This is a genomic window from Serratia sp. PL7, assembly GCF_945957435.1.
Genome location: NZ_CAMFLB010000011.1, coordinates 54456 through 80002 on the forward strand (window position 1 = coordinate 54456; position 25547 = coordinate 80002).

Annotated in this window: 28 protein-coding genes; 18 read left to right on the forward strand and 10 right to left on the reverse strand. The window is 59.0% G+C overall.

Going from position 1 to position 25547, the window contains the following annotated elements; genetic code table 11:
• Positions 1-11 precede the first annotated feature (11 nt).
• Positions 12-494 (reverse strand): SsrA-binding protein SmpB, encoded by a 483-nt coding sequence (gene smpB, locus N6G83_RS32280; protein WP_016929804.1) that lies wholly within the window; start codon positions 492-494, stop codon positions 12-14.
• A gap of 161 nt (positions 495-655) precedes the next feature.
• Here smpB and N6G83_RS32285 point away from each other — a divergent pair, with 161 nt between their 5' ends.
• Positions 656-1090, forward strand: a complete 435-nt coding sequence (locus N6G83_RS32285) for a type II toxin-antitoxin system RatA family toxin (RefSeq protein ID WP_004929096.1) — start codon at positions 656-658, stop codon at positions 1088-1090.
• Positions 1083-1367 (forward strand): RnfH family protein, encoded by a 285-nt coding sequence (locus tag N6G83_RS32290; RefSeq protein WP_004929098.1) that lies wholly within the window; start codon positions 1083-1085, stop codon positions 1365-1367. The genes N6G83_RS32285 and N6G83_RS32290 overlap by 8 nt, the downstream gene beginning before the upstream one ends.
• 117 nt (positions 1368-1484) lie before the next feature.
• Here N6G83_RS32290 and bamE read toward each other — a convergent pair whose 3' ends face one another.
• The 3 genes from bamE to nadK form a co-directional block, all read right to left on the reverse strand.
• Positions 1485-1823, reverse strand: a complete 339-nt coding sequence (gene bamE, locus N6G83_RS32295) for an outer membrane protein assembly factor BamE (RefSeq protein WP_004929101.1) — start codon at positions 1821-1823, stop codon at positions 1485-1487.
• Between the two features lie 240 nt (positions 1824-2063).
• Positions 2064-3725, reverse strand: coding sequence for a DNA repair protein RecN (recN, locus tag N6G83_RS32300; RefSeq protein ID WP_260516134.1), 1662 nt, complete (start codon positions 3723-3725; stop codon positions 2064-2066).
• Between the two features lie 86 nt (positions 3726-3811).
• Positions 3812-4690: an NAD(+) kinase gene (nadK, locus tag N6G83_RS32305; protein WP_043138328.1), complete on the reverse strand. Its 879-nt coding sequence runs from the start codon at positions 4688-4690 to the stop codon at positions 3812-3814.
• 125 nt (positions 4691-4815) lie between these two features.
• Here nadK and grpE point away from each other — a divergent pair, with 125 nt between their 5' ends.
• Positions 4816-5400, forward strand: coding sequence for a nucleotide exchange factor GrpE (grpE, locus tag N6G83_RS32310; RefSeq protein WP_025303955.1), 585 nt, complete (start codon positions 4816-4818; stop codon positions 5398-5400).
• Between the two features lie 56 nt (positions 5401-5456).
• Here the strand turns inward: grpE and ung are convergent, their stop codons facing one another.
• Positions 5457-6140, reverse strand: a complete 684-nt coding sequence (ung, locus tag N6G83_RS32315; RefSeq protein ID WP_033635636.1) for a uracil-DNA glycosylase — start codon at positions 6138-6140, stop codon at positions 5457-5459.
• A 346-nt stretch (positions 6141-6486) separates the two neighbouring features.
• Here ung and grcA point away from each other — a divergent pair, with 346 nt between their 5' ends.
• The 3 genes from grcA (at position 6487) to N6G83_RS32330 (ending at position 8764) form a co-directional block, all read left to right on the forward strand.
• The gene (grcA, locus tag N6G83_RS32320; RefSeq protein ID WP_004929114.1) at positions 6487-6870 is read left to right on the forward strand and encodes an autonomous glycyl radical cofactor GrcA; all 384 of its coding nucleotides are present in this window, start codon (positions 6487-6489) and stop codon (positions 6868-6870) included.
• A 183-nt stretch (positions 6871-7053) separates the two neighbouring features.
• A complete protein-coding gene (locus N6G83_RS32325) occupies positions 7054-8016 on the forward strand; it encodes a DUF2974 domain-containing protein (protein WP_025303953.1) in 963 nt (320 codons plus the stop codon).
• Entirely contained in the window at positions 8009-8764 is a 756-nt protein-coding gene (locus tag N6G83_RS32330; protein ID WP_043138324.1) for an ankyrin repeat domain-containing protein, read from the forward strand. Before N6G83_RS32325 ends, N6G83_RS32330 begins: the two co-directional genes overlap by 8 nt.
• A 52-nt stretch (positions 8765-8816) precedes the next feature.
• Here N6G83_RS32330 and srmB read toward each other — a convergent pair whose 3' ends face one another.
• Positions 8817-10139: an ATP-dependent RNA helicase SrmB gene (gene srmB / locus N6G83_RS32335; protein WP_025303951.1), complete on the reverse strand. Its 1323-nt coding sequence runs from the start codon at positions 10137-10139 to the stop codon at positions 8817-8819.
• 99 nt (positions 10140-10238) lie between these two features.
• Here srmB and trmN point away from each other — a divergent pair, with 99 nt between their 5' ends.
• Positions 10239-11018 (forward strand): tRNA(1)(Val) (adenine(37)-N(6))-methyltransferase TrmN, encoded by a 780-nt coding sequence (trmN, locus tag N6G83_RS32340; RefSeq protein WP_260516133.1) that lies wholly within the window; start codon positions 10239-10241, stop codon positions 11016-11018.
• 38 nt (positions 11019-11056) lie between these two features.
• Here the strand turns inward: trmN and nadB are convergent, their stop codons facing one another.
• The gene (nadB, locus tag N6G83_RS32345) at positions 11057-12658 is read right to left on the reverse strand and encodes an L-aspartate oxidase (RefSeq protein WP_260516132.1); all 1602 of its coding nucleotides are present in this window, start codon (positions 12656-12658) and stop codon (positions 11057-11059) included.
• Positions 12659-12872: 214 nt separating this feature from the next.
• Between nadB and rpoE the strand changes: the two genes are divergently transcribed.
• Genes rpoE through rseC form a run of 4 tightly spaced genes read left to right on the forward strand, consistent with a single transcriptional unit; the run spans position 12873 to position 15564 of the window.
• Entirely contained in the window at positions 12873-13448 is a 576-nt protein-coding gene (gene rpoE, locus N6G83_RS32350; protein WP_004929136.1) for an RNA polymerase sigma factor RpoE, read from the forward strand.
• 30 nt (positions 13449-13478) lie between these two features.
• Positions 13479-14132, forward strand: coding sequence for an anti-sigma-E factor RseA (gene rseA / locus N6G83_RS32355; protein ID WP_260516131.1), 654 nt, complete (start codon positions 13479-13481; stop codon positions 14130-14132).
• Positions 14132-15088: a sigma-E factor regulatory protein RseB gene (gene rseB / locus N6G83_RS32360; protein ID WP_025303948.1), complete on the forward strand. Its 957-nt coding sequence runs from the start codon at positions 14132-14134 to the stop codon at positions 15086-15088. The genes rseA and rseB overlap by 1 nt, the downstream gene beginning before the upstream one ends.
• Positions 15088-15564 (forward strand): SoxR-reducing system protein RseC, encoded by a 477-nt coding sequence (rseC, locus tag N6G83_RS32365; protein WP_025303947.1) that lies wholly within the window; start codon positions 15088-15090, stop codon positions 15562-15564. Before rseB ends, rseC begins: the two co-directional genes overlap by 1 nt.
• On the opposite strand, the gene N6G83_RS32370 is transcribed toward rseC, so the two are convergent.
• Entirely contained in the window at positions 15561-16397 is an 837-nt protein-coding gene (locus tag N6G83_RS32370; protein ID WP_043138313.1) for a hypothetical protein, read from the reverse strand. The two genes, rseC and N6G83_RS32370, sit on opposite strands and share 4 nt — an antisense overlap.
• Before the next feature lie 519 nt (positions 16398-16916).
• On the opposite strand from N6G83_RS32370, the gene lepA reads away from it, so the two are divergent.
• From lepA to acpS, 7 genes are all read left to right on the forward strand, one after another.
• Positions 16917-18716, forward strand: a complete 1800-nt coding sequence (lepA, locus tag N6G83_RS32375) for a translation elongation factor 4 (RefSeq protein ID WP_049209569.1) — start codon at positions 16917-16919, stop codon at positions 18714-18716.
• A gap of 32 nt (positions 18717-18748) precedes the next feature.
• On the forward strand, positions 18749-19726 hold the full coding sequence (lepB, locus tag N6G83_RS32380) for a signal peptidase I (protein WP_015378805.1): 978 nt from the start codon (positions 18749-18751) through the stop codon (positions 19724-19726).
• A gap of 235 nt (positions 19727-19961) precedes the next feature.
• On the forward strand, positions 19962-20642 hold the full coding sequence (gene rnc, locus N6G83_RS32385) for a ribonuclease III (RefSeq protein ID WP_004929158.1): 681 nt from the start codon (positions 19962-19964) through the stop codon (positions 20640-20642).
• Positions 20639-21547: a GTPase Era gene (era, locus tag N6G83_RS32390; protein WP_025303944.1), complete on the forward strand. Its 909-nt coding sequence runs from the start codon at positions 20639-20641 to the stop codon at positions 21545-21547. The genes rnc and era overlap by 4 nt, the downstream gene beginning before the upstream one ends.
• 6 nt (positions 21548-21553) lie before the next feature.
• Positions 21554-22285 carry a DNA repair protein RecO gene (gene recO, locus N6G83_RS32395; protein WP_004929165.1) on the forward strand — a complete coding sequence of 244 codons (732 nt, stop codon included), beginning with the start codon at positions 21554-21556 and terminating at the stop codon, positions 22283-22285.
• A gap of 71 nt (positions 22286-22356) precedes the next feature.
• Positions 22357-23088: a pyridoxine 5'-phosphate synthase gene (gene pdxJ, locus N6G83_RS32400; protein WP_025303943.1), complete on the forward strand. Its 732-nt coding sequence runs from the start codon at positions 22357-22359 to the stop codon at positions 23086-23088.
• Positions 23088-23468, forward strand: coding sequence for a holo-ACP synthase (acpS, locus tag N6G83_RS32405; RefSeq protein ID WP_004929169.1), 381 nt, complete (start codon positions 23088-23090; stop codon positions 23466-23468). Before pdxJ ends, acpS begins: the two co-directional genes overlap by 1 nt.
• Before the next feature lie 44 nt (positions 23469-23512).
• Here acpS and N6G83_RS32410 read toward each other — a convergent pair whose 3' ends face one another.
• Complete coding sequence (locus N6G83_RS32410) at positions 23513-23773, reverse strand: YfhL family 4Fe-4S dicluster ferredoxin (RefSeq protein ID WP_025303942.1); 261 nt, start codon at positions 23771-23773, stop codon at positions 23513-23515.
• A gap of 91 nt (positions 23774-23864) precedes the next feature.
• Positions 23865-25409, reverse strand: a complete 1545-nt coding sequence (locus tag N6G83_RS32415) for a phosphoethanolamine transferase (RefSeq protein WP_192973979.1) — start codon at positions 25407-25409, stop codon at positions 23865-23867.
• Positions 25410-25547 lie beyond the last annotated feature (138 nt).

The following is a 25547-nucleotide window of genomic DNA, read 5'->3' on the forward strand; positions in this document are numbered from 1 at the left end:
AAGCCAGCGGCTTAACGATTGGCGTGCTTCATGATACGGGCTTTCGCCGTCTGCCATTCGCGATCTTTGATATCATCGCGTTTGTCGTGCTCTTTCTTGCCTTTGGCTACGCCGATCTTGATCTTGCTCCAGGCATTTTTCCAATACAGGGACAAGGCCACCACGGTGTAACCGTCGCGGTTGACGCGGCCGAGCAGGGTGTCCAGCTCGCGTCGGTTCAGCAGCAGTTTACGGGTACGCGTTGGATCGCACACCACATGCGACGAAGCCACGTTAAGCGGGGTGATGGTGGCGCCAAACAGGTAGGCTTCACCGTCACGGAACGTCACGTAGCTGTCGCTGAGGTTGGCTTTGCCTGCACGCAGCGATTTAACTTCCCACCCTTGCAGCGACAGGCCCGCCTCGAACTCTTCTTCAATGAAGTATTCGAAACGCGCGCGCTTGTTTTGGGCAATGGTGGCGGAACCGGGTTTGTGTGCTTTTTTCTTTGTCATAGTGCGTTCATTATACTGGATGCTCCAGCGAAAGAAATCCTTTCCCGTTCAGCACCTGCGCAATTTTTCGCATTTTTGGTTCCCTCATCCCGTAGCAGATTTTTTGTTTGCCGCCAGATAAATGGTATTATCTGTACGTTTTATGTCTTACAGGAAATGATATGCCCCAGATCAGTCGGTCTGCATTAGTGCCGTTCAGCGCCGAGCAGATGTATCAGTTGGTTAACGATGTTCATTCTTATCCCGATTTTCTGCCAGGCTGCACCGGCAGCCGGGTGCTTAACGCTACCTCCAACGAGATGACCGCCGCGGTGGACGTCGCCAAGGCCGGTATCAGCAAGACCTTCACCACCCGCAATACGCTGCTGGATAACCAGAGCATCAATATGCAACTGGTCGATGGTCCGTTCCGCAAGCTGATGGGCGGCTGGCAGTTCACGCCGCTGAGCGAAGAGGCCTGCAAGGTGGAGCTGCACCTGGACTTCGAGTTCACCAACAAACTGATTGAGCTGGCGTTCGGCAAGGTGTTCAAAGAGCTGGCGGGCAGCATGGTTCAGGCATTCACCCAGCGGGCGAAAGAGGTCTACAGTGTCTGACATCCAGGTCGAGGTGGTGTACGCCTTGCCGGAGCGGCAGTACCTGCGCAAGGTGAAGCTGGCCGAGGGCAGCAGCGTCGAGCAGGCGATTCAGGCTTCAGGCCTGCTGGAGCTGCGCCAGGATATCGATCTTAAAAGCAATAAAATCGGCATCTACAGCCGCCCGGCCAAGCTGGGCGATACGCTGAACGATGGCGACCGGGTGGAGATTTACCGGCCGCTGATCGCCGATCCGAAAGAGCTGCGCCGGCAACGGGCAGAAAAGGCAAAAAAATAAGGCGCTTATAGCGCCTTATTTTTTATCTGAAACTGATTTTCTCTTCCGCGTTGCAGCCTGCGACTGTCATGAGGAACACCATGCCCCCTCATGGGCCGGAAGAGCGGGCAGCGCCGATTACTTGGTCAGCGCCGGTTTGTTCTGGATATCGGTCAACACGCCTGCGCTGTCGAAGGTCAGCGTCAGCGTCTGCTGGGTGATATCTTCATGGCCAGGCTGCTGGCGGAACACATAGAACCACGTCTGAGTTCCGAACGGGTCTTGCAGCATTGGGGTGCCCAATGTGTAAGCGACCTGTTGTTGGGTCATCCCTTTCTGAATTTTCGCCACGTCGGTCGACGTCAGGTAGTTCCCCTGGTTGATGTCAGGACGATAAACCACCTTTTCAAAAGTAGAACAGCCTGCAGTCAGCATCACAAGAACTACAGCGGCGGCAGTCAGCGTTTTACAGCGCATAGTAATCACATTCCTTTAGGGCATAGGATGCCGATGATAATAGACCTTGCGGCAGTTGGAAACCTTTATACCCTTCATCTTTCACGTTGCGACGCATTGGCTTTCCTTTAGCACCTCAAGCGCTTGGCCTTTTTCAGGCCGTTGAGATGGCTTTGGATCACCGCCGCGCCGCACTTTAGATATTTCTCGGGCCAACAGCGTCACTGTCAGACCGCAGGAAAGTGAAAAAGTTGAGCTTTTTTATGCCGCCAGCAGTTCTTTGGCGTTCGCCAACGTATTGCGGGTGACTTCGCTGCCGCCGAGCAGGCGCGCCAGCTCCTGCAGCCGGGCGCGTTTATCCAGCGGCGCCATTTGGGTTTCGGTGACCGTGCCGTCGGTCTGCTTGCTGACGAACAGGTGCTGATGCCCGCATCCGGCCACCTGCGGCAGGTGGGTGACGCACATCACCTGGGTGGATTCGCCGAGCTGGCGCAGCAGACGGCCGACGATGGCGGCGGTCGGGCCGCTGATGCCCACGTCCACCTCATCGAAGATCAGCGCCGGGGTTTCCATCTTGCGGGCGGTGATCACCTGAATGGCCAGCGCGATGCGCGACAGCTCACCGCCGGAGGCGACCTTCGCCAGCGGTTGCAGCGGCTGCCCTGGGTTGGTGGAGACGCAGAACTCGGTGCGGCTGGCCCCTTCGGCGCTCAGATGCTGCGGTTCGAAGCGCACGTCGATGTTGAATTTGCCGTGCGGCATGGAGAGCGCCTGCATGCTGTCGGTGATGAGCGTGGTCAGCTCGGCCGCGTAGTGCAGGCGTTTCTGGTGCAGCTCTTCCGCCAGCGCCAGCGCCTGCTGATGATGCTGGGTGACCGCCTCGTTCAGGTGCTCATGATCGCTTTCCTGCTGTGAAAGCAGCTGCTGTTCATCCAGCAACTGCTGATGCAGCTGCGGCAGCTCTTCCGGCGCAACCTGGTGTTTGCGCGCCAGGCAGATTTGGCGCGACAGGCGCTGTTCCAGCTCGTGCAGGCGGTTGGGATCGAGATCCATGCGATCGGCGTAGTGGCGCAGCTCGTCGCTGGCTTCGCTGATCTGGATAGAAGCCTCTTCCAGCATGTCCAGCAGGCCGCTGAGCTTGTCGTCCAGCCCGGCTAGCTCAAGCAGCAGGTGTTTGGCGCTGTAGAGCTGGCTGAGCATGTTGTTCTCGTCGCTGTCGGCCAGCAGCTGCAGCGTCTGCTGGCTGAGGGTCAGCAGCTGGCCGCTGTTGGCCAGGCGCTTGTACTCGGCGTCAGTCTGTTCGAACTCGCCGGCCTGCGGCGCGAATTCGTTCAGCTCTTTCAACTGGTATTGCAGCAGCTGCTTGCGCGCTTCGCGCTCGATGGACTGCTGCTGATGATGCGCCAGCTCGCGGCAGCTCTGGTGCCATCGTTGGTAGGCCTGGCTCATCGCCGCCAGCAGGGCGGGTTCGTCGGCGTAGGCGTCGAGCAGCGCTTTTTGGTGCTCCGGCTTGAGCAGCAACTGATGGGCGTGTTGGCCGTGGATTTGGATCAGGCGTTGCCCCAGCTCGCGCAGCTGCGACAGCGGCACGGCGGTGCCGTTGATAAAGCCGCGCGAACGGCCGTCGGCGTTGATCACCCGGCGCAGCAGGCATTCGTTGCTGTCGTCCAGCTGGTTCTGTTCCAGCCACTCGCGCGCAGACGGGGTGTCCGCCAGCGAGAAGCGGGCGCAGAGGTCGGCGCGGGCGGCTCCCAGGCGCACCACGTTGCCGTCGGCGCGGTTGCCGAGGCACAGCCCCAGCGCATCGATGGCGATGGATTTGCCGGCGCCGGTTTCACCGGTGATCGCCGTCATACCCGGTTGAAAATCGATTTCCAACTCACGAACGATAGCAAAGTTGCTGATGGTTAATTGCGCCAGCATGGGAACCTTCCTGTGTATAAACACATAACTGTAGTTTCATACAGTATAGACTGGTTTTATATACAGTAAAGTGGCCGGCGCAGATTTTAGAACAATTTTTTCGACCAGCCCAGCTTGGTGCTTAACGTGTTGAAATAGCTGTAGTCCTTCGGATGAATCAGATTCAGGTGGAAATCGCTGCGGCGGATAAGCACTTCTTCCCCTTCCTGGATTGGCAGCGCGATCTGGCTGTCGCAGCTGATCTCCAGATCGCTGCCGATCTGCGAAAACTTCAGGCGGATGGTGCTGTCGCCGTTGATCACCAGCGGCCGGGCGGAGAGAGTGTGCGGGAACATCGGCACCAGCGCGATCGCCTCCAGCGACGGGGTGAGGATCGGCCCGCCGGCGGAGAGCGAGTAGGCGGTGGAGCCGGTCGGCGTGGCGATGATCAGGCCGTCGGAGCGCTGCGAGAAGGCGAAGCGATCGTCGATGTACACTTCGAATTCGATCATGTGCGCCACTTTGCCGGGGTGCAGCACCACTTCGTTGATGGCGGTGCTGATGCGGCACTGCTGGTGCTCTTTATGCACGATGGTTTCCAGCAGGAAACGCTGTTCGTCGATGTATTCGCCTTCCAGCACGTCCGCCAGCTGCTGCAGGGCGTTGTCGGGATCGAGATCGGTGAGGAAGCCGAGGTTGCCGCGGTTGACCCCGATCACCTTGATGTCGTAGCGCGCCAGCACGCGCGCGGCGCCGAGCATGTTGCCGTCGCCGCCGACCACTACCGCCAGATCGGCCTGCTGGCCGATATCCGCCAGGCTGCCGGTCACGGCGTCTTTCAGCCCCAAATCATGGGCGATCTGGCGTTCGACCATCACTGAATAGCCGCGGGCGACCAGCCAGTGGAACAGCATCTCGTGGGTTGCCAGCGCTGAAGGGTGACGCGGGTGGCCAACAATGCCAATACAGGCGAATTTTTTATTCATTTGTTGTGATTTTCCTCACCGGGACCCGTTTATGCCCCACATTGTGACCGGTTGACTTGAAACCCCGGTTTTGATCCCCATAATAAGCCAAGTTGCGAGATTAATGCTAAAACGCGGAGATATTCATGAGTAGTAAAGAACAGAAGACGCCAAACGAGCAAGTCTCGGAAGAAATGGAACAACACGCTCATCACGATGATACGCTGCCGGAAGCGGCGGAAGGCGTCGATCTGCGCGATGCGCGTATCGCCGAACTGGAAGCCCAACTGGCGGAAGCGCAGCAGCACGAGCGCGACAGCCTGCTGCGCGCCAAAGCGGAAGCGGAAAACATCCGCCGCCGCGCCGAACTGGACGTCGAGAAAGCGCACAAATTCGCCCTGGAGAAATTCTCCGGCGATCTGCTGCCGGTGATCGACAACCTGGAGCGCGCGCTGGATCTGGCGGATAAAAACAATCCTGAACTGGCCGCGATGATCGAAGGCATCGAGCTGACGCTGAAATCGCTGCTGGACGTGGTGCGCAAGTATGGCATCGAAATCGTCGGCGACGTCAACGTGCCGTTCAACCCGGAAGTGCATCAGGCGATGAGCATGATGGAATCCGCCGATCACCAGCCGAACCACGTGATGATGGTGATGCAGAAAGGTTATACGCTGAACGGCCGCCTGCTGCGTCCGGCGATGGTCGCGGTCTCCAAAGCCAAGGCGTAATCGCCCCGGCAACGGCATAAAGAAAGGCACCCGAGGGTGCCTTTTTTGTCTCTGGATTATGCCTGCGGCAGGCGCGGCATCCAGTCGATCGGCGTGAGCCCTTGCTGCTCCAGCAGCTGATTGGCCTGCGAGAAGTGGCGGCAGCCGAGGAAACCGCGGTGCGCGGAGAGCGGTGACGGGTGCGGCGCCTTCAGCACATGGTGGCGGTTGCGGTCGATAAAGTTGCCTTTCTTCTGCGCGTGCGAGCCCCACAGCAGGAACACCACGCCTTCGCGGTTCTCATTCAGGGCGGCGATCACCTTATCGGTAAAGGTTTCCCAGCCCAGGTTGGCGTGCGAGTGCGCGCGGCCGCCTTCCACCGTCAGCACGGTGTTGAGCAGCAGCACCCCCTGTTCAGCCCAGCTTTGCAGGTAGCCGTGATCCGGGCGTTCGAAGCCGGGAATGTCGGTCGCCAGCTCTTTATACATGTTCACCAGCGACGGCGGCGCCGGCACGCCGGGGCGCACCGAGAAAGAGAGGCCGTGCGCCTGATTGGGCCCGTGATACGGATCCTGGCCGAGGATGACGACCTTGACGTCCGCCAGCTCGGTATAGCGGAAAGCGTTGAACACGTCCTTCTGCGGTGGATAAATGGTCTTACCGGCCTGACGTTCAGCGGCAACAAAGGCGAGCGTTTCAACAAAATAGGGTTGCTCTTTCTCTTTGCCGATCACGTCATGCCAGGTGAGGGAGGTGGCCATAAACGCTCTCCTTTGTTTTCTTTAGCAATTCATGGGCTATAGCTTACCGTTTCGGCACGCGCAGCGAAACCCGCTTTTCATTTCTCACTGTCACGCGTAATGCAATTATTTTTGAAAATTTACAAAAATAATTGGTTTTTGCCGCAGTGGGAAAATTGATATAAAACATAAATTTGCCCCTTCATGCCCTGTGCCTACCCGGTAAAAATTGACTTTAATCAAGGAACTGGCCCGGTCAGGCTGGTATACAGAACAACAAGACAACAATGGTTTTACCAAATGGCCGAAACCAGAATTGGGTTTTCTCACGACGTGAATTTTTACGCCCTTGTACGGAGGCAACATAATGATTACCGGTATTCAAATTACCAAAGCGAACGACCAGGCGCTGGTGAATTCTTTCTGGCTGCTGGATGATGAAAAAGCGGAAGCTCGCTGCGTGTGCGCCAAGGCCAACTACGCGGAAGATCAGGTTGTCGCAGTGAGCGACCTGGGCCAGATCGAATACCGTGAAGTGCCGCTGGAAATGCAGCCGACCGTGCGCGTGGAAGGCGGTCAGCACCTGAACGTCAACGTGCTGCGTCGCGAAACCCTGGAAGACGCGGTCAAGCACCCGGAAAAATACCCGCAGCTGACCATCCGCGTGTCCGGTTATGCGGTACGCTTCAACTCTCTGACGCCGGAACAGCAGCGCGACGTTATCGCCCGCACCTTTACCGAAAGCCTGTAATTTGCGGCGCAGTCAATCAGGGAGCTTCGGCTCCCTTTTCTGCGTTTGGCGGCCGAAAACCGAACGCGGATCACATTCTGTACAAAGATAAGCATTTCTAATACAGAACTCATCCGACCTGCCGATAGCTAAATCAGCACCTATTCAGGTGCTCAATAAAAAGTCTATCGACAAGGAGTCGGCATGAGTATGCCTTTAAGTTTTACCTCTGCAGTATCCCCGGTGGCCGCGATCCCTACACCTCGCGCCGCTGCCGAGACGGCGACGGCGGCGCAGCCTGCGGCAGCGCCGGCAAATCCGGCGCCGGTGGCCACCCCTTCTCAGAACACGCTCAATGCGCAGAATCTGTTGAATACGCTGGTCGGCGATATCTCCGCGGCGGCCCCGACGGCGGCGGCAGCGCCGGGCGTGACCCGGGGGCAACAATCGCAGGAAGGTGATTATGCGTTGGCGCTGTTGGCCAAGGACGTTTATTCACTGAACGGCCAGGGCGCTGCCGGGTTCAACCGCCTGAGCGACAGCGCGCTGCTCGGTTTCGGCATTGATCCCGCCAGCCTGCACGACGCGGGCAGCGGTTTCCAGGCCGGGGTTTACAGCAACGACAAGCAGTATGTGTTGGCGTTCGCCGGCACCAACGACTGGCGCGACTGGCTGAGCAACGTGCGGCAGGCGACGGGCTATGACGATGTGCAGTACAATCAGGCGGTTGCCGCTGCCAAAAGCGCCAAGGCGGCCTTCGGCGATGCGCTGGTGATCGCCGGCCATTCGCTTGGCGGTGGTCTGGCGGCCACGGCTGCGCTGGCGACCGGTACCGTCGCGGTCACCTTCAACGCGGCTGGGGTGTCGGATTACACCCTGAATCGCCTGGGTATCGATCCGGCGGCGGCGAAGAAAGATGCCGAAGCCGGCGGCATTCGCCGCTACAGCGAGCAATATGACATGCTGACCAGCACCCAGGAGTCGACCTCGCTGATCCCGGACGCCATCGGCCACAACATCACCCTGGCCAACAACGATACCCTGACCGGTATCGATGACTGGCGGCCGAGCAAGCATCTGGATCGCAGCCTGACGGCGCACGGCATCGACAAGGTGATAAGCTCGATGGCGGAACAAAAGCCGTGGGAGGCGAAGGCTAATGCCTGAAGGGCGTCGCTTGCGGCGGGCGCTGGCGATAGCCTTACTGGCGCTGGTCGCGGTGACCGGTTTACTGATGATGGCTAAGGAGCAACAGATGGGGCAGGAGATTTCGCCGTTTGACGGCCGCAGCAATCTGGCGCTGGCTCAGGCGGTGGCGCGTGGCGATACGCAGGGTATCCGTGCACAGGCCACGCAGGATCGCTTGCGCGAACGGGGCGATCGACAGGTCACGCTGTTGCAGTGGGCGGTGCTTTCGCTGCAGCCGGGTAGCGTGCAGGCGTTGCTGGATCTCGGCGCCGACCCGGCGGCGGCGGGGCTGGACGGCAACAGCGCGTTGCACACCGCGGCGATGTTGCAAGATGCGCAGTACCTGCGGCTGTTGCTGGCCGAAGGGGCGCAGGTGAACGTGCGTAATGCCGTTACCGGCGCCACGCCGCTTGCGGCGGCGGTGCTGGCCGGGCGCGAAGAGCAACTGCGTCTGTTGCTGGCGGCCGGGGCGGACACCACCTTGAGCGATCGGCTGGGGGATACCCCGCTGCATCTGGCGGCGAAGATTAACGCGCCGCACCTGGCGCTGCTGCTGTTGCAGGCCGGGGCCGATGCCCGGGCACGCAACCAGCAGGGCGTCGTGTTCCAGTTTTACTTCTCGCAAACGCCGGCGCATTTGCAGAATGACGAGCTGAAGGCGCAGTTCCGCGAGCTGGACAAATGGCTGCAGGGGCATCGCCTGGCCACGCACTACGCGCAGCAGTAAACGCCCATAAAAAAACCGCCTGTACAGGCGGTTTTTTCTTAGGCAGCGGTGGTTATTCCGCGTCGCCGGCCGGTTTGGCCTTCGCCTGACGGCGTTTGCCGACGTTTTTGGCGTCGCGATGGCGCACTTTCACCTTGGCCTTTTCTTTGTTCTTCGCCTTGTCTTCCGCGCGCTTGGCCAGCACTTTCTTCGACGGTTTACCGTTGCTCTTCTCGTTCGGCACCTTGGTTTTCGGCCGCAGTTCGTCGATCACGCGCGCTTTCAGCGGCTCGTTCAGGTAACGGCCCACTTTGCCCAGCAGCAGATGGTCGTGCGCTTCCACCAGCGAAATGGCGGTGCCTTTGCGCCCGGCGCGGCCGGTACGCCCGATGCGGTGCAGGTAGGTATCCGCCGTGCGCGGCATGTCGAAGTTGAACACGTGGGTGATATCGAGGATATCCAGGCCACGTGCGGCAACGTCGGTGGCGACCAGCACGTTAACCCGGCCATCCATCATGCGTTTGACCGCCTCGTTGCGTTTGGCCTGCACCATTTCGCCTTCGAGATAGCAGGTGTTGATGCCCGCTTCGCGCAGCCAGGTGGCCAGCTCATGCACGCGCTCGCGCTTGCGCACGAAGATCACCGATTTCTGCACGTCTGGCTGCTGCAGCAGGTGGATTAGCAGCGCGGTTTTGTGCTGCACGTCATCGGCGCGGTAGTACCACTGCAGGATCTTTTTGCGTTCGCGGCGCGACGGATCGGCCTCCACTTCCACCGGCTCTTTCAGGATGCGCTCGGCGAATTCGCGGATCGCTTCGCCTTCCAGCGTGGCGGAGAACAGCAGCGTTTGGTTGCGCCAGCGGGTTTCGGCGGAGATGGTTTCGATGTCCTGCGCGAAGCCCATGTCGAGCATGCGGTCGGCTTCGTCGAGGATCAGGGTTTCCACCGCGCGGCAGTCGAAGTTCTCTTCTTTAATGTATTGCAGCAAGCGGCCGGTGGTGGCGACCACCACGTCCTGGTTTTCGCTGAACACTTCCGCGTGGTTCATGTAAGCGACGCCGCCGGTGATGGTGGCGATATCCAGCGAGGTATGAGCAGCCAATTCACGCGCCTGGTCGGCGACCTGCATCGCCAGTTCACGCGTTGGCGTCAGGATCAGCACGCGCGGCGGGCCGGATTTTTTGCGTGGAAAGTCCAGCAGGTGCTGCAAAACGGGCAGCAGGAAGGCGGCGGTTTTGCCGGTGCCGGTCGGAGCCGAACCTAAGACGTCGCGCCCGTCCATCGCCGGCGGGATCGCTGCGGCCTGAATGGCGGTGGGGCGATCGTAGCCTTTGTCGCGCAGCGCGTCGATCAGGCGATCATCGAGTTCGAGTTCGGAAAAAGTGGTTGCTGTCATGGTCTACCTCTACTTGGGGCGCCGATTATAGACGGGTTGGCCGCGATCTTCACCTATTTAAGCGGAAAGCCGCTCTTTTCCCGCCTATCAGATTGCCTTATGCTACGCCAGTTTTATAGCCAGGTGGTGAGTGTGAGCAAGCGATCGAAAGCCGATTTTACCCCGCGCCGCGGGGGTTTTACCTTTAAACAATTCTTTGTCGCCCACGATCGTTGCGCCATGAAAGTGGGCACCGACGGGGTGCTGCTCGGCGCCTGGGCACCGCTGGGGCAGGCGCGCCGGGTGCTGGATATCGGCAGCGGCAGCGGGCTAATCGCGTTGATGCTGGCGCAGCGCAGCGGCGACGAAGTGACCATCGACGCGGTGGAACTAGATGAAGCCGCCGCCGGCCAGGCGCGCGAAAATGCGGCGGAATCGCCGTGGCCACAGCGCATCCGCGTGCATGCGCAGGATATTCATCATTATGCGCAGCGGCATGCCGCTGAGTATGATCTGATCGTCAGTAATCCGCCGTATTTCGAGCCGGCGGTGGCCTGCCGCGACCAGGCGCGCCACAACGCGCGCTACACCGAAACCCTGACGCACGGCGCGCTGTTGGCCTGCGCGGCGCAGCTGCTGGCGGAACAGGGGACGTTCTGCGTGGTGCTGCCGCACGACGTTGGCGCCGAATTCGAACGCCTGGCGCTGCAAAGCGGCTGGCATACGGCGGCGAAAGTGAACGTCAGCGATCGGGCCGATACGCCGCTGCACCGGGTGCTGCTGGCGCTGACGCGTAAGGAAACGCCTCTGCAGGCGCAGGCGCTGGCGATCAAACAGGCCGACGGCGGCTATACCGACGATTTCCGCCGGTTGATCGCCGACTTCTATCTGTTTTACTGAAAGGAAAAGGGCGCCGATAAGGCGCCCTGTCGCATGGTTTAAGGCTGCAAAATGGTCGGCTGCGCTTCCGGCAGCAAATCCGGGTAGTCCAGCGTGTAGTGCAGGCCGCGGCTCTCTTTGCGCGCCATGGCGCTGCGCACGATAAGTTCGGCCACCTGCACCAGATTGCGCAGCTCCAGCAGGTTGTTGGAGATGCGGAAGTGAGCGTAGTACTCGTCGATTTCCGCCTGCAGCGTATTGATGCGGCGCAGGGCGCGCTCAAGGCGCTTGGTGGTGCGCACGATGCCGACGTAATCCCACATGAACAGCCGCAGCTCGTGCCAGTTGTGCTGGATCACCACCCGTTCGTCCGCATCGTCCACCCGGCTTTCATCCCAGTGCGGCACCTGTTTGGCCTGCTGGATGAACGGCAGGCGCTGCAGAATGTCTTCCGCCGCCGACCAACCGTAAACCAGGCACTCCAGCAGTGAATTCGACGCCATGCGATTGGCACCGTGCAGGCCGGTGTAGCTGACCTCGCCGATGGCGTACAGCCCGTCGAGATCGGTGCGGCCGTGCTGATCGACCATCACGCCGCCGCAGGTGTAGTGCGCCGCCGGGACGATAGGGATCGGTTGCCGAGTCAGATCGAAGCCCAGCGTCAGCAGCTTTTCGTGGATCATCGGGAAGTGCTGGGTGATGAACGCCGCCGGCTTGTGGCTGATGTCCAGGTACATGCAGTCGGCGCCCAGGCGCTTCATTTCATGGTCGATGGCGCGGGCGACGATATCGCGCGGGGCCAGTTCGCCGCGCGGGTCGACATCCGGCATAAAGCGGCTACCGTCCGGGCGCTTCAGGTAAGCCCCTTCGCCGCGCAGCGCTTCGGTCAGCAGGAAGTTGCGCGCCTGCGGGTGGAACAGGCAGGTCGGGTGGAACTGGTTGAACTCCAGGTTGGCGACCCGGCAGCCGGCGCGCCAGGCCATGGCGATGCCGTCGCCGGAGGAGATGTCCGGGTTGGTGGTGTATTGGTATACCTTGGCCGCGCCGCCGGTCGCCAGCACCACCGTTTTGGCGCGGTAGGTTTCCACCCGCTCCAGCTCGCGGTTCCAGACGTAAGCGCCCACCACTCGGCGGGTGCCCGGCAGGCCGATTTTGTTCGAGGTAATAAGGTCAACCGCGTTGCGGCGTTCCATCACGCAAATATTGGGGTGAGCGCTTGCTTTCCCCACCAGCGTGGTCTCTACTTCCTTACCGGTCGCGTCCGCGGCGTGCAGGATGCGGCGATGGCTGTGGCCGCCTTCGCGCGTGAGGTGATAATGCGCCTCGCCCTGCGCGTTGATCTCGGTGTCGAACAGCACGCCCTGATCGATCAGCCACTGCACGCAGTGGCGCGCGTTGCCGGCGATGAATTCGACGGCCTCTTTGTCACACAGGCCGGCACCGGCAATCAAAGTGTCATCAACGTGTGAGGCAATGCTGTCCGTCTCATCGAACACCGCGGCGATCCCGCCCTGGGCGTAAAAGGTGGCCCCCTCGCTGAGCGGCCCCTTGCTGAGAACGGTAACCTTACAATGCTGCGCCAGGCGCAGCGCCAGTGACAGGCCCGCAGCGCCGCTGCCGACGATCAGGACATCGCTAACATGTTCAGATGATGGTTGCATAACGTATGATGTGTGCAGAAGAAGAGTGAATTTCATGTTAGCCTAACTGTCCGGGCAAAAGCCACGGATAGGGTGACATCAACAGAAAAAACAATGGCGATATGGAACTTCGTGTTCTATATGAACTCCAAGCGAGTGCTTGCTCAGGAAAATAATGTATGGCTGGCAGTACAATTTTACGCGTGGAGACGGATTTGGGGAGAGTTTACCTCGGATGAGCGAGCAGTTAACGGATCAAGTTCTGGTCGAGCGGGTCCAAAAGGGCGATCAGAAGTCGTTTAACCTACTGGTAGTGCGCTATCAGCATAAGGTGGCGAGTCTCGTTTCCCGCTATGTGCCGCAGGGCGATGTGCCCGATGTGGTGCAGGAGTCGTTTATCAAGGCCTATCGCGCACTGGAATCGTTCCGTGGCGACAGCGCTTTTTATACCTGGTTGTATCGAATCGCCGTGAACACGGCAAAGAATTATCTGGTTGCTCAGGGGCGCCGTCCGCCATCCAGTGATGTGGACGCCAACGATGCGGAAAATTACGAAAGTGCGGGCGCACTGAAAGAAATTTCGAACCCTGAGAACTTAATGTTGTCAGAAGAGCTGAGACAGATAGTTTTCCGTACCATTGAGTCTCTCCCTGAGGATCTTCGCATGGCGATTACCTTGCGGGAGTTGGATGGTCTAAGCTACGAAGAGATAGCCGCCATCATGGATTGCCCGGTCGGAACCGTACGTTCGCGTATTTTCCGCGCCCGGGAAGCTATCGATAATAAAGTTCAACCGCTGATCCAGCGTTAGCAATGGCGGGCACAGGAAGGGTACTTAGGCATGCAGAAAGAAAAGCTTTCCGCTCTGATGGATGGTGAATCGTTCGACAGCGAGCTGTTGAGTTCTCTGTCGCAAGATCGAACGCTTCAACAAAGCTGGCAGAGCTATCACCTGATACGTGACACACTGCGAGGTGATGTCGGACAAGTGATGCATCTCGACATCGCCGATCGCGTAGCCGCTGCACTTGAGAAAGAACCCGCCCGGCTGGTACCTTCCGCCGTTCAGGAATCTCAGCCGCAGCCTCACACCTGGCAGAAAATGCCGTTCTGGGACAAAGTGCGTCCTTGGGCGAGCCAGATTTCGCAAATCGGTATGGCGGCCTGCGTGTCTCTGGCGGTGATCGTCGGCGTGCAGCAGTACAACCAGCCTTCTGCGCCATCGAACGCGTCCGAATCGCCGGCCTTCACTACGCTGCCGATCATGGGCCAGGCCTCGCCGGTCAGCCTGGGCGTGCCTGCCGACAGTTTCTCTACCGGCAGCGGTCAACAGCAGCAGGTGCAGGAACAGCGTAAGCGTATCAACGCCATGCTGCAGGACTATGAGCTGCAACGTCGCCTGCATTCGGATCAGCTGCAGCTTGAGCAAGGCAACCCACAACAGGCTGCCATTCAGGTTCCCGGAACTCAGTCTTTAGGAATGCAACAGCAGTAATGAAGCAAATCTGGTTCTCCGTTTGTTTATTGACGGGCAGCCTGCTCTATTCCAGCATCGCCCCGGCGCAGCCAACTGCGTCCGGGGCGTTATTGCAACAGATGAGCAGCGCCAGCCGTTCTCTCAATTACGAGCTCGCCTACATCAGCATCAGCAAGCAGGGAATCGAGTCGTTGCGCTATCGCCATGCGGTGATCGGCAACGTGCCGCTCGGCCAACTGCTGCATATGGATGGCCCGCGTCGCGAAGTGTTGCAGCGCGGCGGCGGGATCAGCTACTTCGAACCCGGTCTGGAACCGTTCACGCTCACCGGCGATCACATCGTCGATGCGCTGCCGGCGATCGTCTATGCCGATTTCACTCGTCTGGCCAAGTATTACGACTTCATCTCCGTGGGCAGCACCCGCATCGCCGATCGGCCGTGTGAAGTGCTGCGCGTAGTGGCGCGCGACGGTTCCCGCTACAGTTACATCGTCTGGATGGACGAAGACACCAAGCTGCCGCTGCGGGTGGATTTGCTCGATCGCGACGGCGAAACGCTGGAGCAATATCGGGTGATCTCCTTTGCGGTCGGCGCCGACGTGCAGGGCGCGATGCAGGGGCTGCTCAAAGCCAACCTGCCGCCGCTGCTGTCGCTGCCGGCGGTGGAAAACGTCCAGCTGAGCTGGAGCACCGGCTGGCTGCCGGCTGGCGTGGACGAGGTGGCGCGCAATCGCCGCAAATTGCCGAATGTCGCCGTGCCGGTTGAATCCCGGCTCTACAGCGACGGCCTGTTCAGCTTCTCGGTCAACGTCAGCCCGGCGGGCAGCGGCGCCGGGCAGCAGTACTACCGTCAGGGGCGCCGCACCATTCAGACCGAAGTGCGCGCGGGCAACGAAATCACGATTGTGGGCGAATTGCCGCCGGCGACGGCCAAGCGCATCGCCGACAGCATTTCTTTCAAGGTATCGCCGTAATGATGAAAGAGTGGGCCACGGTGGTTTCGTGGCAACAGGGCGTAGCGCTGCTGCGCTGTGAACCCAAGGCCGGCTGCGGCAGCTGCACCGCGCGTTCCGGCTGCGGCGCGCGTGCGTTGAACGAGTTGGTGCCGGAAACCGAGCATCAGCTGCAGGTGCATATCGAGCAGCCGCTCGAACCGGGGCAGCGCGTCGAGGTCGGCATCGCGGAAGGCAGCCTGCTGCGCTCCGCCATGCTGGTTTACCTGACGCCGCTGCTGGGCATGATGCTGGGCGGCACGTTGCTGCAATATTGTTTCGGCAGCGACGCCTCGGCGGCAGTCGGCGCCGTACTGGGCGGCGGGGCGGCCTTTATGCTGGCTCGCCGCTTGGCTCGACGTCTGGGTGAGCAGGCCGATTACCAGCCGGTGGTGCTGCAGATTGGGTTGCCGCCTACCGCGATGCGCATGCAGGCGGAAAACTCCCCGCTGATTTAAACCGATGGCCGCGTCATCGCCGGGTTGTGATAGGCGGTGATGCGGTTGTGGATCATATGCTCCAACAGCGCGATGAACAGATCGGCGCTGAGCAGCGAATCGTAGTTAATCGCGAACAGCAGATTTCCCTGGCCGTCGAGCAAGCGGATGCCGCGCTGCGGATGGTTTTCCAACGTGCGGATCTGCTCGATCGGCACGTTTCCCCGTTCAGTCGCCAGCAAGGTGGCGCTCAGTCGCAGCGTTTCGGTCGGCGTGCCTTGCCGCTTGCCGAGCAGCTGCTGCCACAGCCAGCGCGCGTCGCCCTCAACGGTGTGAAACGACACCGTCTCCCCTTGATAGAGCGCATTCAACGCCAGCGGCCCGCGCTGCTGCAGCTGTTGGTCGACGATCACGTCCGCCAACCGCCACGAATGGGCGATATTGCTGAAAACCGTGCACCAGGGCTGATCTGCGCCGGTGCGAAACGCCGTGACGTCAAACAGCCCGCCAAAAGCCTTGCCGCCGCGAAAGCGATAGATATCACCGATCTTCTCAAACGGGATGAAACGCTCTTTGTGATGGTGGTCGTCAAAGACCCGCACGCCGTGCTCGTACAGGCGATAGGTCAGCGTTGGGCGCAGATAATGCCGCAGCGCCAGCAGCGTACAGCCGAGTAAAATCGTGCCCGCGCCGGCCTGCAACAGCGTGATGACCTCGCTCTCGTCAATGCTGCTCAGCAGCGGCAGCACCAACAGCGCCGCCCCCACGCTAAACAGCAGCGCCGCCGCTGCCAGAATGCCCCAGTTGACCTTCGAAAAATCGTGCCGGCTCAGCATTTGCCCTTTATCGATCATAATGCACCTTCCAATCAACGTACGCAGATATGCTGGTGAACCCCGGTGGGCTGCCGATGTAGTGCCCGGAATAATGTTTTGTCGCGGAGTTCATGTCCTTTCTATCCGAGGCGAGGTGGTGGCGTATATGGGGTTTTTCCTAAAGGATGTGGGGCAAAATCGAATTCTAAGAGGTTGATCCAAATATTCTTTTTCGATAATTTCAGAAGGGGTTTATTGCGCTGCGGCCGGTTATGTATTAGCACCGGGGTTTGATGGCCACGGAGCACCGGCAAGCCTCGGGTTCAGGCTGTATCGTCCGCGTTAACATCTGTTTTCACCCGCCGGGGCGACCTGTAACATTTAGCGGCGCATAATAGAATGCCTTCACTGCACCGATCGCTAGGTTTTCAGTGGTGTGGCATGTAGAATGCAGCGATTCAGGTGCAAGACGGCCTCACCCATTCACTGTCGCTTTAGGTCCATGCGGGTTTCTATAGGCGAGTAATTCAGAAATACCAAGGCAGAAAAACTTTTATAATGAAGCATATACGAAATTTCTCCATTATTGCCCATATTGACCACGGTAAGTCGACGCTGTCTGACCGCATTATCCAAATCTGCGGCGGCTTGTCCGACCGTGAAATGGCTGCGCAGGTGCTCGATTCCATGGATCTGGAGCGCGAGCGCGGCATCACCATCAAGGCGCAGAGCGTAACGCTGGATTATAAAGCGCTGGATGGGCAGACCTATCAGCTTAACTTTATCGACACCCCTGGCCACGTTGACTTCTCCTATGAAGTCTCCCGCTCGCTGGCGGCCTGCGAAGGCGCGCTGCTGGTGGTGGACGCCGGTCAGGGCGTAGAAGCCCAGACGCTGGCCAACTGCTACACCGCGATTGAAATGGATCTGGAAGTGGTGCCGGTGTTGAACAAAATCGACCTGCCGGCCGCCGATCCGGATCGCGCCGCGCAGGAAATTGAAGACATCGTCGGCATCGACGCTACCGATGCGGTGCGCTGCTCGGCCAAAACCGGCGTCGGTGTGCCTGAGGTACTGGAGCGTCTGGTGCGCGACATTCCTGCGCCGCAGGGCGATCCGGATGCGCCGCTGCAGGCGTTGATCATCGACTCCTGGTTCGATAACTACCTGGGCGTCGTGTCTCTGGTGCGCGTCAAGAACGGCACGCTGCGCAAGGGCGACAAGATCAAGGTCATGAGCACCGGCCAGGTGTATAACGCCGATCGTTTGGGCATCTTCACGCCGAAGCAGGTCGATCGCGACGTGCTGAACTGCGGCGAAGTGGGCTGGCTGGTCTGTGCGATCAAAGACATCCTCGGCGCGCCGGTGGGCGATACCCTGACGCAGGCGCGTCAGCCGGCGGAAAAAGCGCTGCCGGGCTTCAAGAAAGTGAAGCCGCAGGTGTACGCCGGTCTGTTCCCAATCAGCTCCGACGACTATGAATCTTTCCGTGATGCGCTGGGCAAGCTGAGCCTTAACGACGCGTCCCTGTTCTACGAGCCGGAAAGCTCCACCGCGTTGGGCTTCGGCTTCCGCTGCGGCTTCCTCGGTCTGCTGCACATGGAGATCATTCAGGAACGTCTGGAGCGTGAATACGATCTGGATCTGATCACCACCGCGCCGACGGTAGTCTACGAAGTGGAAACCACCGGCAAAGAAGTGATCTACGTCGACAGCCCGTCCAAGCTGCCGCCGCTGAACAACATCCAGGAACTGCGCGAGCCGATCGCCGAATGTCACATGCTGATGCCGCAGGAATACCTGGGCAACGTCATCACCCTGTGCGTTGAGAAACGCGGCGTGCAGACCAACATGGTTTACCACGGCAACCAAGTGGCGTTGACCTATGAAATCCCGATGGCGGAAGTGGTGCTCGACTTCTTCGACCGCCTGAAGTCCACGTCGCGCGGTTATGCGTCGCTGGATTACAACTTCAAGCGTTTCCAGGCCTCCGACATGGTGCGCGTGGACGTGCTGATCAACAACGAGCGCGTGGATGCGCTGGCGCTGATCACCCACCGCGACAACTCGCAGTACCGCGGCCGTGAACTGGTGGAGAAGATGAAAGAGTTGATCCCGCGTCAGCAGTTCGACATTGCGATTCAGGCGGCGATCGGCACGCACATCATCGCGCGCTCCACCGTGAAGCAGCTGCGTAAAAACGTGCTGGCGAAATGCTACGGCGGTGACGTCAGCCGTAAGAAAAAGCTGCTGCAGAAACAGAAAGACGGTAAGAAGCGCATGAAGCAGGTCGGCAACGTCGAGCTGCCGCAGGAAGCGTTCCTGGCCATTCTGCACGTCGGTAAAGACGGCAAGTAACCGCGACGAGTTCGCGAAACGAGGGAGTTTGCATGGCGAATATGTTTGCCCTGATCCTGGCGTTGGCCACCCTGGTCACTGGGATCATCTGGTGCTTCGAGCGCTTTAAATGGGCGCCGGCCCGCCGCGCGAAGATTGCGGCGGTCAACGAGCAGACCGCGGGCGCAGTAGACGATAAAACGCTGGCGAAAGTGGCGAAGCAGCCAGGCTGGGTAGAGACCGGGGCATCGGTCTTCCCGGTGTTGCTGCTGGTCTTTGTGGTGCGCTCGTTTATTTACGAACCGTTCCAGATCCCGTCCGGATCAATGATGCCGACGCTGTTGATTGGCGATTTCATTCTGGTGGAGAAATATGCCTACGGCATTAAAGATCCGATTACCCAGACTACGCTCATTGAAACCGGCCATCCGAAGCGTGGCGATATTGCGGTATTTAAATATCCGCTGGATCCGAAACTGGATTATATCAAGCGCGTGATTGGCCTGCCGGGCGACCGTATTACTTACGATCCGGTGAATAAGCGCGTCACGGTGCAGCCGTCCTGCAACAGCGGGCAGTCCTGCGATACCGCGCTGGCCGTGACCTACGCCGATGCGCAGCCGAGCGACTTCGTACAGCTGTTCAGCCGCAGCGGCATGGGCGAGGCCAGCAACGGCTTCTATCAGATCCCGCTGAACGATAACGTGCCGTCGGGCGGTATTCGCATGCGTGAGCGCCAGGAAAGCCTCGGCAACGTCACGCATCGCATCCTGACCGTGCCGGACGCGCAGGATCGGGTGGGCGCTTACTACCAACAGCCGGGTAAACCGCTGGCGGAGTGGGTGGTGCCGGCCGGGCATTACTTCATGATGGGCGACAACCGCGATAACAGCGCGGACAGCCGTTACTGGGGCTTTGTGCCGGAGAAGAATCTGGTGGGTAAAGCCACGGCCATCTGGATGAGCTTTGAAAAACAGGAAGGTGAGTGGCCTACCGGCGTGCGTTTCAGCCGGATCGGCGGTATTCATTAATCGCTGACTGATTCCCTGTTAATTTCACGCCGCAGCCTACTGCGGCGTGAAGGATTAAGGGGATATAAACACAGCATTATGTTTCCACTCGTTGTAGAATACTTTCTCGAGCGATAAAAAGTTGGCCCCTGCTGGGAGCCACTGCAAACGAAACAGCTTTGGATCGGCTTTCGGCGAAGCAGGCCTGTTCCGTATGCTGCAAGTTTTTGACGCATTCTTGATCTATTGGTAACTCATGAACCCCATCGTAATAAACAGGCTGCAGCGGAAGCTGGGCTACACTTTTCAACAGCAGGAGCTTTTACTGCAGGCTTTGACTCACCGCAGCGCCAGCAGTAAACACAATGAACGTCTTGAGTTTCTGGGTGACTCGATTCTGAGCTTTGTCATCGCCAATGCGCTCTATCATCGCTTTCCTCGCGTAGACGAGGGCGACATGAGCCGCATGCGCGCCACGCTGGTGCGCGGCAATACGCTGGCGGAGATGGCACGCGAGTTTGACCTGGGCGAATGTCTGCGGCTTGGGCCGGGCGAATTGAAAAGTGGTGGGTTCCGCCGCGAGTCAATCCTGGCGGATACGGTGGAGGCATTGATCGGCGGCGTGTTCCTGGACAGCGACATCCAGACCGTCGAGCGCCTGATTTTGGACTGGTATCGCAGCCGGTTGGACGAAATCAGCCCCGGTGATAAGCAGAAAGACCCGAAAACCCGTTTGCAGGAATTTTTGCAGGGGCGTCATCTGCCGTTGCCTTCTTATTTGGTGGTGCAGGTTCGCGGTGAAGCGCACGACCAAGAGTTTACCATCCACTGCCAGGTGAGTGGTTTGAGCGAGCCCGTGGTGGGCACCGGCTCAAGCCGCCGTAAAGCCGAGCAGGCGGCAGCGGAACAAGCGCTGAAAAAGCTGGAGCTTGAATGAGTGAAGTAAAACAACACTGCGGTTTTATCGCCATCGTCGGCCGCCCGAACGTGGGCAAATCGACGTTGCTGAACCAACTGCTGGGGCAGAAGGTTTCCATTACGTCGCGTAAGCCGCAGACGACCCGTCACCGCATCATGGGCATCGACACCGATGGCGCCTATCAGGCGATCTACGTCGATACCCCTGGGCTGCACATCGAAGAAAAACGCGCCATCAACCGTTTGATGAACCGCGCGGCCAGCAGCTCGATCGGCGACGTCGAACTGGTGATTTTCGTGGTCGAAGGCACCAACTGGACCGCCGACGACGAAATGGTGGTCAACAAGCTGCGCAGCCTGCGCTGCCCGGTATTGCTGGCGATCAACAAGGTCGATAACGTCACTGACAAATCCAAGCTGTTGCCGCACATCGCCTTCCTCAGCCAGCAGATGAATTTCCTCGACGTGGTGCCTATCTCCGCCGAGAAAGGGATGAACGTCGACACCATCGCCGGCATCGTGCGCAAGCTGCTGCCGGAAGCGGAACACCACTTCCCGGAAGACTACATCACCGATCGCTCCCAGCGCTTTATGGCGTCCGAGATCATCCGTGAGAAGCTGATGCGTTTCCTGGGCGAAGAGCTGCCCTATTCGGTGACGGTAGAAATTGAACAGTTCGTGGCCAACGATCGCGGCGGTTACGATGTGCACGGCCTGATCCTGGTCGAGCGCGAAGGCCAGAAGAAAATGGTCATCGGCAATAAAGGCGCCAAGATCAAAACCATCGGCATCGAAGCGCGCCAGGACATGGAAAAGATGTTCGACGCCAAAGTGCATCTGGAGCTGTGGGTGAAAGTGAAATCCGGTTGGGCGGACGACGAACGTGCGCTGCGCAGCCTGGGCTATGTTGACGATCTGAAGTAACGACCCGTGGACGGCTGGGAGCGCGCTTTCGTCCTGCATGGGCGGCCGTACAGTGAAACCAGTCTGATGCTGGATCTGTTTACCGAAGGTCATGGGCGGGTGCGCTTGCTGGCGAAAGGCGCGCGCAGCCGCCGCTCCAATCTGAAGGGTTGCCTGCAGCCCTTTACCCCCCTGTTAGTGCGCTGGGGCGGGCGTGGCGAAGTGAAAACGCTGCGCAACGCCGAAGCGGTCTCCCTTGGTTTACCCCTCAGCGGCATGATGCTCTACAGCGGCCTGTATGTGAACGAGCTGCTGGCGCGCGTGCTGGAGCAGGAAACCAACTACTCGGTGCTGTTCTTCGACTACCTGCAATGCCTGCAGGCGCTGGCGGCGGAAGACAGTTCGCCGGAACAGGCGCTGCGTCAGTTCGAGCTGGCCTTGTTGCACCACCTGGGTTACGGCCTAGATTTCCTGCACTGCGCCGGCAGCGGCCTGCCGGTGGATGATGCCATGACCTACCGCTACCGCGAAGAGAAGGGCTTTATCGCCAGCCTGGTGGTGGATCACTACAGCTTCACCGGGCGCGAACTGCGCGCGCTGGCGGAGCGTCAGTTTCCCGATGCCGAAACGCTGCGCGCCGCCAAGCGTTTCACCCGCATGGCGCTGAAACCCTACCTCGGCGGCAAACCGTTGAAGAGCCGCGAACTGTTCCGCCAGTTTGTGCGCAAACAGCCGAATACGCCGGTCGACGACGCCTGACCTTTTCCCCTTTTGCCGCCCTGCGCCCGCGTGTAAACTGCTGACACTGAAAATCGTATTTAGAGGTTGTCATGGCTGATTTGCTGCTGGGCGTCAATATCGATCACATCGCCACGTTACGTAACGCGCGCGGAACCCAATACCCGGATCCGGTTCAGGCGGCATTCATTGCCGAACAGGCGGGGGCCGACGGCATTACCGTGCATCTGCGCGAAGACCGCCGCCACATCACCGACCGCGACGTGCGCTTGCTGCGCCAGACCATCCAGACGCGCATGAATCTGGAGATGGCGGTGACCGACGAGATGCTGGATATCGCCATTGAGCTGAAGCCGCATTTCTGCTGCCTGGTGCCGGAAAAACGCGAAGAAGTGACCACCGAAGGCGGCCTGGACGTCGCCGGTCAGCTGGACAAAATGAGCGTGGCGGTTGAGCGCCTGGCGCAGGCGGGCATTTTGGTCTCGCTGTTCATCGATCCCGATCATCGCCAAATCGACGCGGCGGTGGCGGTGGGCGCCCCGTATATCGAAATCCACACCGGTGCCTACGCCGAAGCGCAGGGCGAGCTGGCGGTACAGGCCGAGCTGCGCCGCATCGCGGTAGCCGCCGCCTACGCGGCCGAGAAGGGGCTGAAGGTCAACGCCGGCCACGGCCTGACCTATCACAACGTGCAGCCGATCGCCGCGCTGCCGGAAATGCACGAGCTGAACATCGGCCATGCGATTATCGGCCAGGCGGTGATGAGCGGGTTGCCGGCCGCGGTTGCCGACATGAAAGTGCTGATGCGGGAAGCGCGCCGGTAATGGCGGTGCTCGGGCTGGGTACCGACATCGTCGAGATGGCGCGTATCGAGGCGGTGGTGGAGCGCAGCGGCGATCGTCTGGCGCGCCGCGTGCTGAGCGACGCCGAGTGGGCGCTGTATCAGCAGCACCAGCAGCCGATTCGCTTTCTGGCCAAACGTTTCGCCGTGAAAGAGGCCGCTGCCAAGGCGTTCGGTACCGGCATTCGCAACGGCCTGGCGTTCAATCAGTTCGAAGTGTTCAACGATGCGCTGGGCAAGCCGAATATTCGTTTGCACGGCCGCGCCGCCGAGCTGGCGGGGGAGATGGGGGTCACCGCGATCCACGTTTCGCTGGCCGACGAGCGGCGTTATGCCTGCGCGACGGTGATCGTCGAAAGCTGAAAAGAGAAAGGGCGCCTATGGCGCCCTTGTCAGTCCTGCGGCGATTAAATGCGATCGGCGTGGTGCAACACCACGAACTTGTCCCACAGCTGTTCGTTGCTCTCGCGGTGCTGCGGATCGGTAATGATGGTGTTGTCGATCGGGCAGACCTGCTGACAGGTCGGCGTATCGTAATGGCCGACGCACTCGGTGCAGCGGTCGGTATCTATCTGATAAATTTCATCGCCCATCGAAATTGCCTGGTTCGGGCATTCCGGCTCGCACATATCGCAGTTGATGCATTTCTTGGTAATCAGCAGTGCCATTGTCAGTTATCTTTCCATCGGTGTGCTCGGGCTGGCGCGCAATCTATCATAGAATCGCCGCGCAACGGGCACTTTTTCGTCATCTTACCGCTTAGGGTAACTCAGGCGGATCGTCAGCCAACTGATCGAAATCAACCATTCTCTGCCCGTCAAACACCCAGCGTTTATCTGCATCTGCGATACGTATCGTAGGCATCACTTCGGGATGGGCAATCCGTATTCCCGCCTCTTGGGCAAACAACCCGATAAAATCGAACGCGCTTAAGGGATCATCAATGATCTGGTGCTGTTGGTCGCGATCGCTCAGCACCAGCAACGGCACCTGGTAATTCTGCCGGGTATCGCCGCTGTGGCGTAAAGAACGCCCACCGCCGATATCCTTGTGGGAAAGGCCGTGATCGGAGAAATAGAACAGTTTAAACGGTGCGCCGCTCTGTTTCAGGCTGTGATAAACCTGCTCGATAAAACGGTCGGTCTTGCGGTAGGTAGAGAGATAGCAGGCCAGCTCCTTATTCGGCGACTCGACGCTCGGCGGTTCGCCGTTAAGCCGCTCGCAAAAGTCGGCGTGCGAGCCCATCAGATGCAGCACATACAGATTGCCTTGTCCCTGGCGACGCAATAATGGGTCAAATATCGGCAGCAGCGCATCGTCATCGGTATTGCGCGATTGGAAGTCGCCTTTCTTCAGGAAATAATGGCTATCGCTGAACATGGCGATTTTTGATACCGGCGTATCGAATTGTCCGAACATGCCCTGATTGGACAGCCAGTGGGTTTTGAGACCGGCGGCTTTTGCCAGGGTGATGATATTATCTCCGATGGCAATGTTGTGGCCGTTGCTCAAAGCCAGCGTGCGGGGAAGCGATTCGAACGTATTTGGCGCAGTGGAAATATAATTGCTGTAAAATCGTCCATTGGCATTATCCAGAAACGGCGTAGTGGACACCGGATAACCAAATAAGGACATATGATCCTTGCGCATACTTTCGCCGACGATAATGACATAGTTTTCATTCGTCGGTGCGCCTGCGGTTATTGACCAAGTATCCGGTGTTGTAGCACCGGCACTTAATTCGTCAACCTGCTGTTGGTATTGATGGTAAGCCGAGTAGAGGGATAAAAAGAAGTCAGGCAATTTAAGATTCGCCACACCGCCATTGAAGGCTCTGGCGATAATGATAACCATCAGCAGGGCTAGCAAGGGAAGTATAGTTTTTTTTGAAATGGCTTGCCGCCAAATAAATAGGCCGAGAATGGCCAGCATAACCAGAATGGCGGCGGGCAGCAGATAACAACTGGCCGGCAGGGTCTGCAAAAACTCCCTCGCTTCTATGAGGTTGGTTTGCAACAGGGCGGACATCACGGCAGCGGAAGGGGTACCGTAAATGGCCCCGACCGGCGCATACAGCGTGCACAGCAGAATAAACGGAATAATCAGGCCGTATCGGGTAAGCGAATGAATAGATAATAATAGCAAAGTAAGCGCAATAAAAAGAATATCAATACCTTTTCCACCGCTGTATCCCATCGCCTTGATTAGAATCAATGCAGTAATGATATAGAGCAAAAAGGTACGCAGAATCGGATGCGTCACGGAATGCCGCAACTTATCTAAAATAACAGTGTGTGTATTCATAATGGTATCGTTAAATAATGCTGTCCATGCACGCTCAATTATTGATCAATAATTGAGCAGGTCACCGCCCGCACATTATTTTTCGAATGCAGAGAAGGGAAATAATTGAACTGGCGGCGTTTTATCGGCCGCCATTAT